At 67.7% G+C, this 16,698-nt stretch carries 12 protein-coding genes; 7 read left to right on the top strand and 5 right to left on the bottom strand.

The annotated features are described in order from the left end of the window. Positions 1 to 75: 75 nt before the first annotated feature. The 4 genes from IQ782_RS19885 to rpsA all read right to left on the bottom strand — a co-directional run bounded on the left by IQ782_RS19885 (position 76) and on the right by rpsA (position 3,838). Positions 76 to 426 carry a lipopolysaccharide assembly protein LapA domain-containing protein gene (locus IQ782_RS19885; RefSeq protein ID WP_194136414.1) on the bottom strand — a complete coding sequence of 117 codons (351 nt, stop codon included), beginning with the start codon at positions 424 to 426 and terminating at the stop codon, positions 76 to 78. A 5-nt stretch (positions 427 to 431) separates the two neighbouring features. Next, entirely contained in the window at positions 432 to 713 is a 282-nt protein-coding gene (ihfB, locus tag IQ782_RS19880) for an integration host factor subunit beta (protein ID WP_066107709.1), read from the bottom strand. A 253-nt stretch (positions 714 to 966) separates the two neighbouring features. Further along, positions 967 to 1,656 (bottom strand): gamma-glutamylcyclotransferase, encoded by a 690-nt coding sequence (locus IQ782_RS19875; protein WP_194136413.1) that lies wholly within the window; start codon positions 1,654 to 1,656, stop codon positions 967 to 969. A 505-nt stretch (positions 1,657 to 2,161) separates the two neighbouring features. After that, positions 2,162 to 3,838: a 30S ribosomal protein S1 gene (rpsA, locus tag IQ782_RS19870; protein WP_194136411.1), complete on the bottom strand. Its 1,677-nt coding sequence runs from the start codon at positions 3,836 to 3,838 to the stop codon at positions 2,162 to 2,164. A 483-nt stretch (positions 3,839 to 4,321) separates the two neighbouring features. Here rpsA and IQ782_RS19865 point away from each other — a divergent pair, with 483 nt between their 5' ends. The 5 genes from IQ782_RS19865 (at position 4,322) to IQ782_RS19845 (ending at position 10,305) form a co-directional block, all read left to right on the top strand. After that, entirely contained in the window at positions 4,322 to 5,287 is a 966-nt protein-coding gene (locus tag IQ782_RS19865) for a GAF domain-containing protein (RefSeq protein ID WP_194136409.1), read from the top strand. A 188-nt stretch (positions 5,288 to 5,475) separates the two neighbouring features. Next, positions 5,476 to 6,993 carry an aldehyde dehydrogenase gene (gene adh / locus IQ782_RS19860; RefSeq protein ID WP_194136408.1) on the top strand — a complete coding sequence of 506 codons (1,518 nt, stop codon included), beginning with the start codon at positions 5,476 to 5,478 and terminating at the stop codon, positions 6,991 to 6,993. A 224-nt stretch (positions 6,994 to 7,217) separates the two neighbouring features. Further along, positions 7,218 to 7,910, top strand: a complete 693-nt coding sequence (locus tag IQ782_RS19855) for a metal-dependent hydrolase (RefSeq protein WP_194136406.1) — start codon at positions 7,218 to 7,220, stop codon at positions 7,908 to 7,910. A gap of 145 nt (positions 7,911 to 8,055) precedes the next feature. After that, positions 8,056 to 9,057 carry a hypothetical protein gene (locus IQ782_RS19850; protein ID WP_194136405.1) on the top strand — a complete coding sequence of 334 codons (1,002 nt, stop codon included), beginning with the start codon at positions 8,056 to 8,058 and terminating at the stop codon, positions 9,055 to 9,057. Between the two features lie 102 nt (positions 9,058 to 9,159). Further along, positions 9,160 to 10,305: a beta propeller repeat protein gene (locus IQ782_RS19845; RefSeq protein ID WP_194136404.1), complete on the top strand. Its 1,146-nt coding sequence runs from the start codon at positions 9,160 to 9,162 to the stop codon at positions 10,303 to 10,305. A 362-nt stretch (positions 10,306 to 10,667) separates the two neighbouring features. Here the strand turns inward: IQ782_RS19845 and IQ782_RS19840 are convergent, their stop codons facing one another. Next, positions 10,668 to 11,393 (bottom strand): SIMPL domain-containing protein, encoded by a 726-nt coding sequence (locus IQ782_RS19840; RefSeq protein ID WP_240989420.1) that lies wholly within the window; start codon positions 11,391 to 11,393, stop codon positions 10,668 to 10,670. A 165-nt stretch (positions 11,394 to 11,558) separates the two neighbouring features. Between IQ782_RS19840 and IQ782_RS19835 the strand changes: the two genes are divergently transcribed. Further along, the gene (locus IQ782_RS19835; protein WP_194136403.1) at positions 11,559 to 14,312 is read left to right on the top strand and encodes a hypothetical protein; all 2,754 of its coding nucleotides are present in this window, start codon (positions 11,559 to 11,561) and stop codon (positions 14,310 to 14,312) included. A gap of 93 nt (positions 14,313 to 14,405) precedes the next feature. Beyond that, positions 14,406 to 16,628: a glycine--tRNA ligase subunit beta gene (gene glyS / locus IQ782_RS19830; protein ID WP_194136402.1), complete on the top strand. Its 2,223-nt coding sequence runs from the start codon at positions 14,406 to 14,408 to the stop codon at positions 16,626 to 16,628. Positions 16,629 to 16,698: the final 70 nt, after the last annotated feature.

The raw sequence follows: 16,698 nt of genomic DNA, 5'->3' as shown, positions 1-16,698 counted from the left end.
GACCAGGGCCCCAGACCAGCGGCTCAGGCCAGCGGCTCAGGCCAGCGGCTCAGGCCAGCGGCTCAGGCCAGCGACTCAGGCGCTCTGGTCGAGAATCGCCAGGACCTCATCCTTGTCCTTGTCGCGCTCGTCCTGGGTCTTCTTCAGCTGGCGCTCCAGCCGCCGCACCTCGGTCTTGCGCTGCGCGGCAACGGCGCGGTGCTTGTGCTCGCGCAGCCACTCCCAGACGAAACCGATCAGCAGCCCGGCAATGATGCCGCCAAGGATGACGATGAACACCGGAACCGTCGCCGAGTACTGAAAGTTCAGCAATTCGGCGAGGTCCGCGGGCAGCAGGTTCAGCGTCACCGGACCACGGTTGGCCAGGGACACGCAGATCAGCACGACGGCCAGTGCGGCCCAGAAGGCGTAGCGAATGTATTTCATCGAGGTTACTTCCCGTTCAGTCGATCCCGCAGAAGCTTGCCCGTCTTGAAGAACGGCACGCACTTCTCCTCGACGTCAACAGCCTCGCCGGTGCGCGGGTTCCGCCCCTGCCGGGCGTCGCGCTGCTTCACCGAAAAAGCTCCGAAACCGCGCAGCTCGACGCGGTTGCCATGGGCCATCGCGGCCGTGATCTCCTCGAAGATCGTGTTCACGATCCTCTCGACGTCTCGTTGGTAGAGATGCGGGTTCTCCTCCGCGATCTTCTGGATCAATTCCGATCTGATCATCCTCGCCCATCCCTATTTCGCATTTTCAGCGGTCCCACCGTTGTACGACCTTTGCCGGCTCGACGCCAAACGGAAAGCGCAAGAATCAGAGAAAAACCCATCAAAAGCAGCATATTGCGCGGCTTCACGCCGTTCTCGAGCACTCCGAGCCCGCCCCAGACGTCATTGCTGCGGCGCGGCTATGCAAAAGGATAGGCTGCGATTCGCCCACGTAAATAGCCAGAGCGGCGGAACTGCCCCGCCGGCACGGGCGTCAGCCGAGGCCGTCGATCTCCGCCGCCACCAGCCGCTGCAACTGCCACAGATTGCCGTCGTGGATGCCCTGCGCCGCCAGCGCCGTCACGGTCCGATGCAGGTATTCGGTGTTCGACCCGGCATGGCCGCAGGCCCGCGCGATGAGCGCCGCGGTCTCTGCCAGGGACAGGTCGACGCGAAGCTCCTGGCCCGACGGAGGTGCGTAGAAGGTCAGCGCGCGCAGCGGTCCCAGAGCCGTCTCGACGCCGATCCAGGCATAGGAGCCCGCAAGCTCCGCGTAGGGCATCTCGCGCCGAACCAGCGCTTCGAGCACGGGCAGAACCTCGTCCTCGTCGATCTCCTGCACCAGTGCGGTGCATTCGCCGCCGGGCAGCAGCGCCATCATCAACCCCGGCGCTTCCGGCGTGCCGCGCCAGGAGGTCAGTTCGATGCAGAACGATCGGTGCCAGCCCTGCGCCCGGCCCGGCCTCGACGCGGCGGGGCGGAACTCCGGCTTCCACAGAAGAGAGCCATAGGAAAAGACCTGGAGCGGCCCCTCGGGACGCTGCGCGAGAATCTCCCGTGCCTTGTCGGCAACGGCGGCATCGTCCAGACGTTTCCATCCCCAATGCTCTGCATCGTCGCCCTCGGCGACATCCCGGAACACCTGGTTCACGTGATCTTCGGTAAGATGAAGCTCTGTATCCATGCGCGGTATATCGTCGCCTGCGGCCGCTGCGCGCAAGGGCCCGACCCACCCCGCACAGCCCCCTGTGCACTGACGCATCGAAGAATGCCGCTGCAACAGGCATCAGCGCATGCATTGGAACCGAAAACGGCAGGCGATGAGGTGTGCGCGCAACGAGCGGCCGCCTGCGCTGCGCATCGCGGCCATCTCCGCCCATCGCGCAGACGGCATCACAGTTGCGCATGCTCCCAAGCAGCCCCCCCCCTGCGGACCGCGCGGCGGACCTGGACTCCGAAGGCGCGGATCACGCATCGCGGTCAATGCCCCGCTGGCCCGAGGCAACGCCCGCCCCCGGGAACGTCGCCCCGCTCCCGAGACGTGGCACGGGAAAGGTCCTTTTGCCCGCGCGAAGCAGTGCTTGCGCCGGTTCATCCCATCGGGAAGCCGGCCGAGAGCGCGCCGACGTTCCGCAAAAGAAAAAGGCCCCGGTTTCCCGAGGCCTTCCTCAATTTCGCAAGCTCAGAGCTTACTCGCCGCGGTTCAGAGCCGCGCCGAGGATGTCGCCCAGCGATGCGCCGGAGTCGGAGGAACCGTACTGTTCCACGGCCTCTTTCTCTTCTGCGATCTCGCGTGCCTTGATCGACAGGCCCAGACGACGGGTCTTGCTGTCGATGTTGGTGACGCGGACGTCGAGCTTGTCGCCGACCGAGAAGCGCTCGGGGCGCTGGTCTGCACGGTCACGCGACAGGTCGGAACGGCGGATGAAGGACTTCATGCCTTCGTATTCCACCTCGATGCCGCCATCTTCGATCGCGGTCACTTCGACGGTCACGATCGAGCCGCGCTTCACGCCGCCGACCGCGTCAGCGAACTTGTCGCCGCCGAGTGCCTTGATCGAGAGCGAGATGCGCTCCTTGTCGGTGTCCACTTCGGTGACAACGGCCTTGACCACGTCGCCCTTGCGGTACTCCTGGATGGCTTCCTCGCCGCGCTGATCCCACGACAGGTCCGAAAGGTGAACCATGCCGTCGATCTCGCCGGGCAGGCCGATGAACAGACCGAATTCGGTGATGTTCTTGACCTCGCCCTCGACCTCGGTGCCTTCCGGGTGGGTCTCGGAGAAGACTTCCCACGGGTTGCGCATGGTCTGCTTGAGGCCGAGCGAAACGCGACGCTTCGCGGGATCGATCTCGAGAACCATGACGTCGACTTCCTGCGAGGTCGACACGATCTTGCCCGGGTGGACGTTCTTCTTGGTCCAGGACATTTCCGACACGTGAACCAGACCTTCGACGCCCGGCTCCAGCTCCACGAAGGCGCCGTAATCGGTGATGTTGGTCACGCGGCCCGAGTGCACCGAGCTCAGCGGGTACTTCACGGCCACCAGATCCCACGGATCTTCCTGCAGCTGCTTCATGCCGAGGCTGATACGGTGGGTGTCCTTGTTGATCTTGATGACCTGGACCTTGACGGTCTCGCCGATCGACAGGATCTCGGACGGGTGGTTCACACGGCGCCATGCCATGTCGGTGACGTGCAGCAGGCCGTCGACGCCGCCCAGGTCAACGAACGCACCGTATTCGGTGATGTTCTTGACCACGCCGTCGACCGTCTGGCCTTCGGTGAGGTTGGCGATGACTTCCGCACGCTGCTCGGCGCGCGATTCCTCGAGGATTGCGCGACGCGAGACAACGATGTTGCCACGGCGACGGTCCATCTTGAGGATCTGGAACGGCTGCTTGAGACCCATGAGCGGGCCGGCGTCGCGCACGGGGCGGACGTCAACTTGCGAACCGGGCAGGAAGGCAACGGCGCCGCCGAGGTCGACGGTGAAGCCACCCTTGACGCGGCCGAAGATCGCACCTTCGACGCGGGCGTCGTCGGCGTAGGCCTTCTCGAGACGGTCCCATGCCTCTTCGCGGCGGGCCATCTCGCGGCTGATCACGGCTTCGCCGCGGGCGTTTTCTGCTGCGCGCAGGTAAACCTCGACTTCGTCGCCAACCGAGATCTCGGGGGCTTCGCCGGGGTTTGCGAATTCTTTCAGCTCGACGCGGCCTTCCATCTTGTAGCCGACGTCGATGATGGCCTGGCCCGCTTCGATCGCGATGACCTTGCCTTTAACAACGGACCCCTCTTCGGGGGTGTCCATTTCGAAGCTTTCGGAAAGGAGGGCTTCGAACTCCTCCATGGTTGCGTTTGCCATGTGGCGTATATGTCCTTTACATCGATTTTTCTGGCCGGGTGGTTGTCTCCACCGGTCTTCGGATTGGTCTTTCGGGCGCTCCGCATATGACAAAGAGGGCCGGTTGTCCGACCCTGCCCGTCTCTATGTCCGCGGCGTTGATTGCCTTGCTTGACGCGCGCGATATAGACCCGTCTGCCCCGCAGATCAAGGCCGAAGACCCGGCCGCGCCCCGCCCCCTCCGCCCGGCGCACCCTGGCCGGTGCCGGGCCGCGCGTATTTGCAAAGAGAAGACGCCGCGGGGACCGCTGCGGTCCGCCCGCGCTTTCTTCTAGGTCCAAATATCCCGGGGGAGCCGCGCAGCGGCGGGGGCGGAGCCCCCTTTTCCCGAACCGCCACGCCGTTCCGGGACGCGCGACCCGCCTGGTCACGCAGCGTTGTCACGAAGCTGAGACTTGGCGCAGGAGGCGTTTGCTGTATCGTCTCCCGCCGGAGGAGACCCGCATGACCCAGTCCCGCGTTCCGGCCCAGCGCCATGCCGCCCGCGTCGTCGAGACGGCGAATGATCCCGCCGCCGCGGCGCGCTCGCGGCTCGCCGCCTCCTGGCGCCGCTCGCTGGCCCACCATGGCCTCGATCCGGCGCGGCAGGACGGGGTGCTGCGGATCAGCGACGCCGATCTCGCCCAGCGCCGCGAGGGCGCGGCGCAGCTGCTGAAGATCGCCGCGCCGAAGCTCGACGCGCTCTACCAGATGGTCGGCAGCTCGGGCTGCGGCGTGCTGCTCACCGATGCCGAGGGCGTGGTGCTCGACCTGCGCGCCGGTGCCGGCGATCTCGGCGTGTTCCGCGCCTGGGGGCTCTGCCCGGGCTCGGACTGGTCAGAGGCCTCGGAGGGCACCAACGGCATCGGCACCTGCATCGCCGAGGCGCGCCGCGTGGTGATCCACCGCGACGAGCATTTCCACGCCCGCAATATCGCCATGAGCTGCATGGACGCGCCGATCTTCGGCCCCGAGGGCGAGCTCATCGGCGCGCTCGACGTCTCCTCGGCGCGTGCCGACCAGACCGAAGCCTTCAACCGGCTGATCGCCGCCATGGTCGCCCAGACCGCCCGGCAGATCGAGGCCGACAGCTTCCGCGCCGCCTTCCCCGAGGCGCGGATCGTCACCGCCGACGCAGAGGACAGCGAGGCCTCGGTGCTCCTTGCGGTGGATGGCGACGACCTGGTGCAGGGCGCGACCCGGGCGGCGCGGCGCTCGTTCGGGTTGGAGAGCAGCGGGCCCCTGGTGGCGCGCCCCGCCAGCGACCTCTTTGGCCGCGACGACGGGCCGACGGGGTTCGAGCGCGCCGAGCGCGCCGCCATGGTGCGAGCGCTGGCGCGCGCCAAGGGCAATGTCTCGGAAGCGGCGCGCACGCTCGGCGTCGGCCGCGCCACCTTCTACCGCAGGATGAAAAAACTCGGCCTGTCGTAGGGCACGCACCCACCCGAAGCCGCAACAAGGTGGCGCGCGCCGCCGCTCCCGTTCTCCCTGCCCGCACCTGTCTCACCTCTGAGACAGATCCCTCTGTGCCTTCCCCTTCCCCCGGCTGACGGCGTCCCGGTGTGGCGCCACACTCCTCGCATCCCCCGGTGGAGGACCGGGACCAGAGGAGGACAGACATGAACGAGATGACCCAGGTCGCGGCCGAGTACACATCGCCCTTCCGCACCCGCTACGACAACTTCATCGGCGGCAAGTTCACCGCCCCGGTGAAGGGCCAGTATTTCGACAACATCACCCCGATCACCGGCGCCAAGGTCTGCGAGGTTGCCCGCTCTTCCGCCGAGGACATCGAACTGGCGCTCGACGCCGCCCATGCCGCCCGCGAGGCCTGGGGCAAGACCGCCGCCGCCGAGCGGTCGAACATCCTGCTGAAGATCGCCGACCGCATCGAGGAGAACCTCGCGCTGATCGCCACCGCCGAGACCTGGGACAACGGCAAGCCGATCCGTGAAACCATGGCCGCCGACATCCCGCTCGCGGTTGACCACTTCCGCTATTTCGCCGGCGTGCTGCGGGCGCAGGAAGGCAACATGTCCGAGATCGACCACGACACCGTGGCCTATCACTTCCACGAGCCGCTTGGCGTGGTTGGGCAGATCATCCCCTGGAACTTCTCGGTGCTGATGGCGGCCTGGAAGCTCGCCCCCGCGCTTGCCGCCGGCAACTGCATCGTGCTGAAGCCGGCCGAGCAGACCCCTGCCGCGATCATGGTACTTATAGAGTGTATCGCCGACCTGCTGCCGGACGGCGTGCTCAACATCGTCAACGGCATGGGCGCCGAGGTTGGCGCGCCGCTCGCCCGCAGCCCGCGCATCGCCAAGATCGCCTTCACCGGCTCCACCGAAACCGGCCGCAAGATCATGCAGGCGGCGACCGAGAACCTCATCCCGGTGACGCTCGAGCTGGGCGGCAAGTCGCCGAACATCTTCTTCTCGGACGTGATGGCCGAGGATGACGCCTATCTCGACAAGGCGGTCGAGGGCTTCGTGCTCTTTGCCTTCAACCAGGGCGAGGTCTGCACCTGCCCGAGCCGCGCGCTCATCCAGGAAGACATCTACGAGGAGTTCATCAAGCGCGCCATCGCCCGGGTCGAGGCGATCAAGCGCGGCGATCCGCGCGACATGGCCACCATGGTCGGCGCGCAGGCCAGCCAGGAGCAGCAGGACAAGATCCTCTCCTACCTGACCATCGGCGTCGAGGAAGGCGCCGAGGTGCTCACCGGCGGCAAGGCGGCGCAGATCGAGGGGCTGGAAAACGGCTTCTACATCGAGCCGACGATCCTCAAGGGCCACAACAAGATGCGCGTCTTCCAGGAGGAGATCTTCGGCCCGGTGGTCTCGGTCACCACCTTCAAGGACGAGGCCGAAGCGCTCGCCATCGCCAATGACACGATGTACGGGCTCGGCGCCGGCGTCTGGACCCGCGACGGCACCCGCGCCTACCGCTTCGGCCGCAACATCGAGGCGGGCCGGGTCTGGGTGAACAACTACCACGCCTACCCCGCCCATGCTGCCTTTGGTGGCTACAAGCAATCGGGCATCGGGCGCGAGACCCACAAGATGATGCTCGACCACTACCAGCAGACTAAGAACATGCTGGTCAGCTACAATCCCAACAAGCTGGGCTTCTTCTGATCAGCCCTCTCTGATCTCCCGGCTTTCCGGGCGGCGCACCTGCGTATCCCACCCCGCGCGCGCCGCCCGGGGTCTGCCGGCCAGGCCCTCCCGCCTGGTCGGCAGTTCCCTTTCAGGGCCCGCGCCCTCCGGCACCCTTTGCGCCAAGCCTTCGCTTGCCCGTCATTTTTTGCGTGCTACCCTCCGCCCCAACTCAAGACTGACACCGCTCAGGAGGCACTCCCATGAACATCATCTGGCTCGGACACGGCTCGTTCCGCATCGAGATCGAAGACCAGGTCCTGCTGATCGACCCCTGGGTCTTCGGCAACCCGGTCTTTCCCGAGGACCGCACCGACGAGGCCCTGGACGGGGCAACGCAGATCCTCATAACCCACGGCCATTTCGACCACACCACCAATGCCGTCGAGGTCTCGCAGCGCACCAAGGCGCCGGTCTCGGGCATGGTCGAACTGGCCGGCCAGTTGCACGGCAAGGGCGCGGTCGAGGGCCATGCCTTCAACAAGGGCGGCACCATTTCCTTCGGCAATGTCACCGTCAGCATGGTCCCGGCCTCGCACAGCTCTTCGCTGCCCACCGACGAGGGTCCCAAATACGCGGGCATGGAAACCGGCTTCATCATCAAGGGCGAAGGCAAGACCATCTACTTCTCGGGCGACACCGCCATCATGGCCGACATGGCGTGGATCGGGCAGTACTACAAACCGGACATCGGCATCCTGAGCTGCGGCGGCTACTACACCATGGACATGGCGCAGGCGGCCTGGGCGTCGAAGACCTACTTCGACTTCGACACGGTGATCCCCGGCCACTACCGCACTTTCCCCGCACTTGAGCAGTCAGCCGCCAAACTCGCCGAGGGGCTGCCCGGCGTGCAGGTGATCGAGCCTGAGGTGCTGATGGCGATCACCCTCTGAGTTCCGCATCGGGAGCGCGACCGACAGGTCACCTGCTCCCGATGCCACATTGCGGCGGCGTCGCGACGCCGCCCGCTTCCCGGCTCTGACCGTCCCGCCTATAGTCCTGCCAACATGAAGAAACGGCAGACAAGGGCCGGGCAGGATGGCAGGCAAGACCGCGGGAAACGCCCCGCCGAATATCCTCATTGTCGGACAGGCCGGGCGGCTTCAATACGAGGCCGTGCTGTTTGCCCTTTCGCTCGGTGCCGTCACCCCGGAGGGCCGCGTCCGGCTCTTCGTTGCCGAGCCGCAGCCCGGTCCGCTCTGGCAGGGCGATCCGCGCATGGGGGCGGAGCCGCGAGATATATTGCGCGATCTCGGTGCGACCATCGTGCCGTTCGAATGTCGCCACTTCGGGCAGGCCTACCCCTATGGCAACAAGATCGAAGCGCTTTTCGCCCTGCCCGAGGACGAGCCGTTCATCTTTTTCGACACCGATACGCTGATCACCGGCGACCTGTCCGAGATCCCGTTCGACTTCACCCGCCCCACGGCCTCGATGATGCGCGAGGACACCTGGCCGAAGATCGAACTCTACGGCCCCGGCTACGCGCAGATCTGGAAATCGCTCTACGACCGTTTCGGGCTCGACTTCGACAGCTCGCTCGATCTTGGCTGGCCGGACGAGTACTGGCAGCGCTACCTCTACTTCAACGCGGGCTTCTTCTTCTATCAGTGCCCGCACCGCTTCGGTCGCCGTTTCCGCGACTACGCCCTGACGATCCGCGACGACCCGCCCCCAGAGCTTGTCTGCCAGAGCCTCGATCCATGGCTTGATCAGGTGGCGCTGCCGCTGGTGATCCACAGTTTCGGCGGCGGTCGGCGCATGCTGCCCGACGGGCTGCTCGACGGCTCGCACAGCTGCCACTACCGCGCCATGCCCCTGTTCTACGTCCGTGAGAACGACTCGCGCATCGCTTTCCTCGAGGCCATTGCCGCGCCCAACCGCGTCAAGAAACTGCTCAAGGAACATGAGCCCTTCCTGCGCTACATTTACCAGGGCCGCGGCGCAAAGGTGCGCGAGATGTTCGACCAGGACGACCTGCCCCGGCGGGAACAGGGCATCCGCAACCCGTTGAAACGCGCTGGCCTCTGGATGCGCTGACGCCGCCGCCGCGCGAAATCCCGCGCCCTCCCTACAAGGCTCTTCTTGCGTGTCACAGACTCATGTTAGGTTGATATCAACACATATGAGGGAGGAGGTCCCATGAGCACCGCACCCACGCTTCTTGTCGGCACCACGAAGGGGGCCTTCCTGCTCACCAAGGGCGACGACGGCTGGACCGCCGACGGGCCGTTCTGCAACGGCTGGCCGATCAACCACATGGCCGGCGACGCGGCAACCGGAACCATCTGGGCTGCGGGCGGGAACGAGTGGTTCGGCGCAGGGGTCTGGCGCAGGAACGGCAGGGGCTGGGAACTGTCGAAACTCGCCGCAGGACAGATGGACGACTGGATGGCGAGCGATCCCGATCTTGCCGCATCACTCGGGGTAAAACCCTCTGGCCCTGCCCCCTTTACCGGCCAGTTGCAGGCGCTGTGGTCGCTGAAGCCCGCCGGCGACACGCTCTATGCGGGGGGCAAGCCCGCCGCGCTTTACGCCAGCAAGGACGGCGGCGAGACATGGGCCGAGATCGAAAGCCTGCGCAATCACCCGTCCTCCGACGAATGGACCCCCGGCGCGGCGGGGCTGACGCTGCACACGATCGTCACCGACCCGGCTGACCCGAACCGCATGTGGCTCGCGATCTCTGCGGCGGGGGTTTTCGCCACCGAGGACGGCGGCGAGACCTGGGACCGCCGCAACCGCCGCTCCAACGCCCCGGCAAAGCCCAGCACGCATCCCGCGGCGGGCGATGGCCACGAGACCGGCCATTGCGTGCACAATATGGGGCGCGCCGCTGGCGCGCCCGACCTGCTCTACCAGCAGAATCACCACGGTGTGTACCGGTCGCGCGACGGCGGCCGCAGCTGGGACGAGATCACCGAGGGGCTGCCCTCGACCTTCGGCTTTCCCATCGGCGTGCATCCGCGCGACCCCGACACGATCTGGACCCTGCCACTCAACAGCGACATGGACGGGCGCTATCCCCCGGACGCGCAGGCCGCCGTCTGGCGCTCGCGCGATGGCGGGGAAAGCTGGCACGCATGCCGCGAGGGGCTGCCGCAGAAAGGGTGCTTCTTCACCGTGCTGCGTCAGGCCATGGCGGTGGATGCCGCCGAGCCTGCGGGCGTGTTCTTCGGCACCAATTCAGGCTCCGTCTTCGGCTCCTTCGACGAGGGCGACAGCTGGACCGAATTGACCCGCCACCTGCCGACGGTGCTCTGCGTCGAAGTCATGCCCCGACGCTGATCCCGAACGCCGAGCAGGGTTGCACCTTGGCCGCGCTTCCGCAGGGAAGGCCTGCCCGTGCGCCGCAAGGGCCTGGCCCCGGAGCATCCCCTCGGGAGTGAGCCGCGCCCGTCGCTTGTGCGGGACGACACGGCGGCTCTCAACGCGTGCGAGACAAGCCGCGCACCACGTCCGGCGTGCTCGGCACCTCGAGCCCCGCCGGTACCGGCGGGGCCGAAGCCTGCCGCCGGTCCGCCCGCGGGACCTCGGGTTTCCGGGCTGCGCGGCACCGAGTGCGATCACGCCGGTGCCCGAAGATGGCCCACGGCGGGCCCCCGCAATACGGCAGAGCCGCCGCCGTGGAAGCGCTTGAACTGCGCGCCTTATTCCGCGGCACCGCCCAGTTCGAACACCATGGTGACCTGCGTGCTCACCACCGTTTCACCCGCCGCAACCGGGACTTTGGCCCCGCGCGCCATCTCCATCATCGGAGCCGGGGCAAAGCCGCCGCCCGCCTCGGCGATCGAGATCACCGGGCCGAGCGTCACCCCGGCGGCCTCGGCCAGCACGCGGGCCTTGTCCATCGCATCTGCGACCGCGGCGCGGCGCGCGTCCTCCATCACCGGCTTGGGCTCCTGAAGGCCGAAGGTCAGGCCCGAGAGCTGGTTCGCGCCATCGTCCAGCACCGCGCCGAGCACCTCGCCCAGCCGGTCGAGATCGCGCACCCGGACGGTCAGCTGATTGCCCGCCTCGAAGCCGGTGATGCCGCGCGTGGTGCCATCATCGCCGTTCGACCAGACCGGCCGCAGCGAGATGTCCGAGCTTTGCCGGTCGGTCGCCGCGATGCCGAGCTCATCGAGCCGCGCCAGCAGCGCCTCGGCCACTCGCGAAGCCTCATCCATCGCGGCGCCCGCCTCGGGATTCTCGGCCGTGATGCCGAGCGAGACCGTGGCCATGTCGGGCACCGTGGCGATCTCGCCTTCGCCGGTCACGGTGATGCGCGGCAGCGGCGCGTCCTGTGCGGCGGCCATCGCCGGGGCCATCACCGAAGCACTGAGCGCGAGGCAGGTGGCGGCCATCAGGGCGGCGCGGCGGGGAATACTGGTCATAAGCACATCCTTTGGCTTGGCTTTCCGCTCACAATGTCGGTAGGGAGCGGGCAAACGACAAGGGGCGGGCGTCCCCGGTTCTTCCGCTGAGCAGACTCCTGCTGTAGGCTGCGCCGAGGGAGCCGGAGACTCCCATAGCTCCACGAGCAGTGCTAGAGACCGCGCATGACACCAGATTTCGCGCTTTCGCTTTCATCCGATGGGCTTACCCTGCTGCGCCGCAAGGCCAGCGGCTGGCTTCCGCTGGCCGAGGCCGACCTGTCCGCCGATGGCTTCGACGCGATCCGCGAAACTGCGCTTGCCGAGGACAGCTCCGGCGCGCAGGTGGCGCTCTTCCTGCCCAATGATCAGGTGCGCTACATTGAGCTGCCCGATCCGGGCTCGGAAAGCGAACGACGGGCCGCGCTGGAAGCGGCGCTGGACGGGGCGACCCCTTACCCGGTGCGCGACCTCGTCCTCGACTGGTCGCTGTCCGGCACCACGCTTCTCGGGGCGGCCGTGGCGCGCGAGTCGCTGGAAGAAGCCGAATCCTACCTGCGCGAGCGCGGCTTCGAGCCGGTCTATTTCGCCGCCATTCCGCCATCGGGCACCTTCCGCGGCACAGCCTATTTCGGGCCAGCCGAAAGCTGGCAGGGTCCGCAGCCCGAGCGCCCCGGCAAGGTGACCCTGCTGGAGCCCGACGCGGTCGCGGACCGGCCCGCTGCATCTGTCTCCGATCCCGCGCCGCTCCCCGCCGCCACCGAGCCCGCCGCACCGAAAGCGGAGACGCCGAGCGCCGATGTATCCGCGGATGCGGACCCCCTGGGCATCGCCGCAAGCGTGCCCGCAGACCGCCGGGCACCTCCGCCGGAGCCTTCCCGCGAAAGCCCACCGAAGCCGGAGGCTGCGCCCGATCTGCCTGCCGAGACGCCTGCGCAACCCAGTCCCGATCTCGGCACATCCTCCGAGGCCGCTGCGCCCGTTTCACCACCCGTCCAATCCCCTGTCCAGCCGCCCCTCCAGCCGCCTGTCCAGCCTCCCGTCGCGGCGTCCCGCTTCCCCGAAGCGCCGGAGCCGGTGCCGGTACCGCCCACAGTGAGCGCGCCAACCGATCACCCCACCGCGCCAAGCTTCAGCAGCATCCGCGCCAGCCGCGCGCCCGCGCCCGCGGCACCTGCCGCCGCGCCGCGCCTCAGCATGGGCCGCGACACGGCGCCTTCAACGTCACTGCCACCGGTGGCGGAAGGCTCCAGCGATGCCGCAAGCTCCGCCCCGGAACCCCAGGCAGCGAAGCGACGTCCCTTCGGTTTCGCGAAACGCCGCGAAGACGCGGAGCCCCCGGCGCGCTCCGAGAAGGCGCCAGTCCGCATGCCGCCCGAGCCGGCAACCGGTTCCGCGACCACCCAGGGGATCAAGCAGGTCACCCCGCGCCCACCGGTCTCGCATCCGCTGGACCCCGCTGGCAGCGCACCGGTTTCCGGGCCGTCGCGTGTCGCGGCGCTGCGCCAGGAGGCGGGCCGCGGTGCCAGCTCCCTGACCCCCGAGGAAGAGCGCGAGCGGCTGACCGTCTTCGGCGCCCGTGAAGGGCAGAAGGTGGTCGGCGGCAAGCCGCGCTTCCTGGGCCTCATCCTCACCGTGCTGCTGCTGCTCTTCCTCGCCGCGGTCGCAGCCTTTTCCTCGGTCTTCCTCGGCGACCAGATCTCGCGGCTCTTCGCCCCGGCGCCGACCGAGAACGTGGCACTCGACACAACCGAAGACAGTGCCGAAGCCATCCCGGCCCCGGAAGAGGAATTCGACGAGGAAGGGGCAGACGGCGAGCTTGCCGCGCTCGACCTGCCGCCGCCCGCCAGCGAGGGCTTCGAAGACATGCCCGCACCGCAGCCCAGCGGGCGGATCAGCATGAGCGCCGACGAGGCCGCGACGGCCTATGCGGTCAGCGGCATCTGGCAGCGCGCGCCGAGCGCGCCCGCGCGCCCGCCGCAGACCAGCGCGGAAGACGTCTATGTTGCCTCGATCGATCCCGAGGTGCAGCAGTTCGATGCGGTCGCCCTGCCCGACCTCGATGCCGGCCCGCGCGAGGACATCACGCTCGAACCAGTGCGCCTGCCGCCGGGTCCCGGCGTGCGCTTCGACCTCGATGCGCGCGGTCTCGTGAAGGCCACGCCCGAGGGCAATGTCTCGCCGGACGGCGTGCGAATCTTCACCGGCCTGCCGCCACAGGTCCCGCCTCTGCGCGATCCCGCTCCCGCGGCGACCCCCGAACCCGAGGTGTCCCCGGACGTACCGCCGGCTGCCGAAGCAGAGACCGACAGCACAGACGAAACGGCAGATCCCTCCGCGCAGACCGCCGAGCCTGAAAGCACGGTCCCGGCCGAGGAGCCCGGCCTCGCCGATTTCCGTCCGCGCGGCCGTCCGGGCGATCTCATCGAGCAGACCGAGCGCGCGGTGCTGGGCGGCGTGTCGCTGGCGGAGCTCGAGGCGATGCGCCCGCAGATGCGCCCGCTGACGGCCCAGGAAGAGGCGCTTGCGCTTGACCTTCCGGTCACCGATCAGGCCATCGGTGCCTCGCTCACCCCTCTGCCGCGCCCGCGCAGCATGGAGGCGATCGTGCAGGAAGCGGTCAAGCAGGCCTCGAACACGCCCGCGGTGACGAGTTCCGCGCCCGTTGCGCTCGCCCCCGGCCCGAGCATCCCGCAGAACGCCAGCGTGGCGAAAAGCGCGACGCTCAGCAACCAGATCGACCTGCGCGAAATCAGCCTTATCGGCATCTACGGCAAGGACAGCAGCCGCCGCGCGCTGGTGCGTCTTCCATCCGGCAAGTACCAGAAAGTGCAGGTCGGCGACAACATCGACGGCGGGCGCATCGCCGCCATCTCCGACGATGAGCTGCGGTATGTGAAGAGCGGCCGCAACGTCGTGCTGAAGATGCCGCGCAGCTGATCTGCGCGGACATCTCTCAACATTCCCGCAAACGGCTGGACGCCAGCGCCTTACGGGTCTATCCCCGCATCCGAACTTTGCTTTGGTGAGACCATGCCCGACCTGCTGATCGAACTCTTTTCCGAAGAAATCCCGGCCCGGATGCAAACGCGTGCGGCCGAGGACCTGAAGAAGCTCGTCACCGACGGTCTGGTCGAGGCCGGTCTGACCTATGCGGGTGCCGCCGCCTTCTCGACGCCGCGCCGCCTGACGCTGACCGTGCAGGGTCTGCTGGCCGCCTCGCCCGCCACCCGTGAAGAGCGCCGGGGCCCGAAGACCGACGCACCCGAGAAGGCGATCGAGGGCTTCCTGCGCGGCGCCGGGGTGACCCGTGAGCAGTGCGAGGAGCGCGAGGACAAGAAGGGCAAGGTGCTTTTCGCGATCATCGAGAAGCCCGGCCGTCCGGCTGCCGGGATCGTCGCCGAGGTGCTGGAAAAGACCGTTCGCAATTTCCCCTGGCCGAAGTCGATGCGCTGGGGCGCGGGCAGCCTGCGCTGGGTGCGTCCGCTGCATTCGATCATCTGCCTGCTCACCGACGAGCAGGGCGCCGAGGTGGTGCCGCTGGAGATCGACGGCATTGTCGCGGGCAAGAGCACGCGCGGGCACCGCTTCATGGGCGGCGCGGCCTTCGACGTGACGTCCTTCGACGACTACGAGGCCAAGCTGAAGCGCGCCAAGGTGGTGCTCAGCCCCGCCGAGCGCGCCGACACCATCTGGCATGACGCAACCAACCGCGCCTTTGCCTCGGGTCTCGAGGTGGTGGACGATCGCGGGTTGCTGGCCGAGGTCGCCGGGCTGGTGGAATGGCCGGTGGTGCTGATGGGCGAGATCGGCGAGGACTTCCTGGCCCTGCCGCCGGAGGTTCTGCAAACCTCGATGAAGGAACACCAGAAATTCTTCTCGGTGAAGAACCCCTCGACGGGCCGGATCGAGCGTTTCGTCACCGTGGCGAACGTCGAGACCGCCGACGATGGCGCGACGATCCTCGCGGGCAACCAGAAGGTGCTGGCCGCCCGCCTGTCGGATGCCAAGTTCTTCTGGGAGAATGACCTGCGCGTCGCCAAGTCCGAGGGTTTGACCGCCTGGACCGACCGTCTGGGCAACGTGACCTTCCACAACAAGATGGGCAGCCAGAAGGCACGCATCGAGCGCATCGCCGCGCTGGCGCGCGAGATCGCGCCCATGGTGGGTGCCGATGCCGCGCTGGCCGAGCAGGCCGCGCTGGTGGCCAAGGCGGACCTTTCGTCCGAGATGGTCTACGAGTTCCCCGAGCTGCAAGGCCTGATGGGCCGCTACTACGCCGAAGCCGCGGGCCTGCCGTCCGAGGTGGCCGCCGCCTGCCAGGAGCATTATTCGCCTCTCGGCCCGTCCGACGCCGTGCCGACCGCGCCGGTTTCGGTGGCCGTGGCGCTGGCCGACAAGCTCGACACGCTAACCGGCTTCTGGGCCATCGACGAGAAGCCCACCGGCTCGAAGGATCCCTTCGCGCTGCGCCGCGCCGCGCTCGGCGTGATCCGCCTCGTGCTGAACAACGGGCTGCGCCTGCACCTCGACCGGCTGATTGACGCGCAGCTGCTGCGCCACAAGATCAACCCCGAGGGCAAGCACGAGGAAGCGCTGCGCGACGCGGTGCTGCGCGAGATCGCCCATCATGGCGTCTTCGGCGCGGCCGTGCGCGCGGTGATCGACCAGGTCGAGGGCGACGCGCCGGAGTGGATCGCCGAGGTCGAGAACCACTCGGGTGACCTGAGCGACGACCTTCTGGGCTTCATCCATGACCGCCTCAAGGTGTTCCTGCGCGACGAGGGCATCCGCCACGACGTGATCGATGCCTGCCTTGCGATGCCGAACCGCGACGACCTCGCGCTGCTGGTGACCCGCGCCAAGGCGCTGAGCGCGACGCTCGCGACCGAAGACGGCGGCAATCTGGTGCAAGGCTTCAAGCGCGCAAACAACATCCTGGCGCAGGCCGAGGAGAAGGACGGCGTCGAATACAGCTTCGGTGCCGACCTCAAATTCGCCGAGACGGACGAGGAAAAGGCTCTGTTCGCCGCGCTGGACCGGGCCGAGGCCGAAATTGCGCCCGCGATGGCCGCCGAGGATTTTGCCAGCGCGATGTCGGCTATGGCCGCGCTGCGCGCTCCGATCGATGCCTTCTTCGAGGCGGTGCAGGTGAACTCGGACAACCAGGTGGTGCGCCGTAACCGCCTGAATTTGCTGTCGCGTATCCGCCAGACTTGCATCCAGGTGGCCGATCTCACCCGCCTCGAGGGCTGACGACTTCCGCCCCGGTCCATCGACCGGGGTGATCACTCCGGTACCGGTGCCGCCTCGTAATGCCCCGTCT

This window comes from Salipiger mangrovisoli, assembly GCF_015223355.1.
Classification (GTDB): domain Bacteria; phylum Pseudomonadota; class Alphaproteobacteria; order Rhodobacterales; family Rhodobacteraceae; genus Salipiger; species Salipiger mangrovisoli.
This window is presented reverse-complemented; position numbering and strand designations above follow the sequence as displayed.

Coding starts and splice junctions, on each gene's coding strand:
- ihfB (WP_066107709.1), bottom strand. CDS start 713: ATGATCAGATCGGAATTGATCCAGAAGATCGCGGAGGAGAACCCGCAT.
- IQ782_RS19835 (WP_194136403.1), top strand. CDS start 11,559: ATGACACCAGATTTCGCGCTTTCGCTTTCATCCGATGGGCTTACCCTG.
- IQ782_RS19855 (WP_194136406.1), top strand. CDS start 7,218: ATGAACATCATCTGGCTCGGACACGGCTCGTTCCGCATCGAGATCGAA.
- glyS (WP_194136402.1), top strand. CDS start 14,406: ATGCCCGACCTGCTGATCGAACTCTTTTCCGAAGAAATCCCGGCCCGG.
- IQ782_RS19875 (WP_194136413.1), bottom strand. CDS start 1,656: ATGGATACAGAGCTTCATCTTACCGAAGATCACGTGAACCAGGTGTTC.
- IQ782_RS19850 (WP_194136405.1), top strand. CDS start 8,056: ATGGCAGGCAAGACCGCGGGAAACGCCCCGCCGAATATCCTCATTGTC.
- IQ782_RS19865 (WP_194136409.1), top strand. CDS start 4,322: ATGACCCAGTCCCGCGTTCCGGCCCAGCGCCATGCCGCCCGCGTCGTC.
- adh (WP_194136408.1), top strand. CDS start 5,476: ATGAACGAGATGACCCAGGTCGCGGCCGAGTACACATCGCCCTTCCGC.
- IQ782_RS19885 (WP_194136414.1), bottom strand. CDS start 426: ATGAAATACATTCGCTACGCCTTCTGGGCCGCACTGGCCGTCGTGCTG.
- rpsA (WP_194136411.1), bottom strand. CDS start 3,838: ATGGCAAACGCAACCATGGAGGAGTTCGAAGCCCTCCTTTCCGAAAGC.
- IQ782_RS19840 (WP_240989420.1), bottom strand. CDS start 11,393: ATGACCAGTATTCCCCGCCGCGCCGCCCTGATGGCCGCCACCTGCCTC.
- IQ782_RS19845 (WP_194136404.1), top strand. CDS start 9,160: ATGAGCACCGCACCCACGCTTCTTGTCGGCACCACGAAGGGGGCCTTC.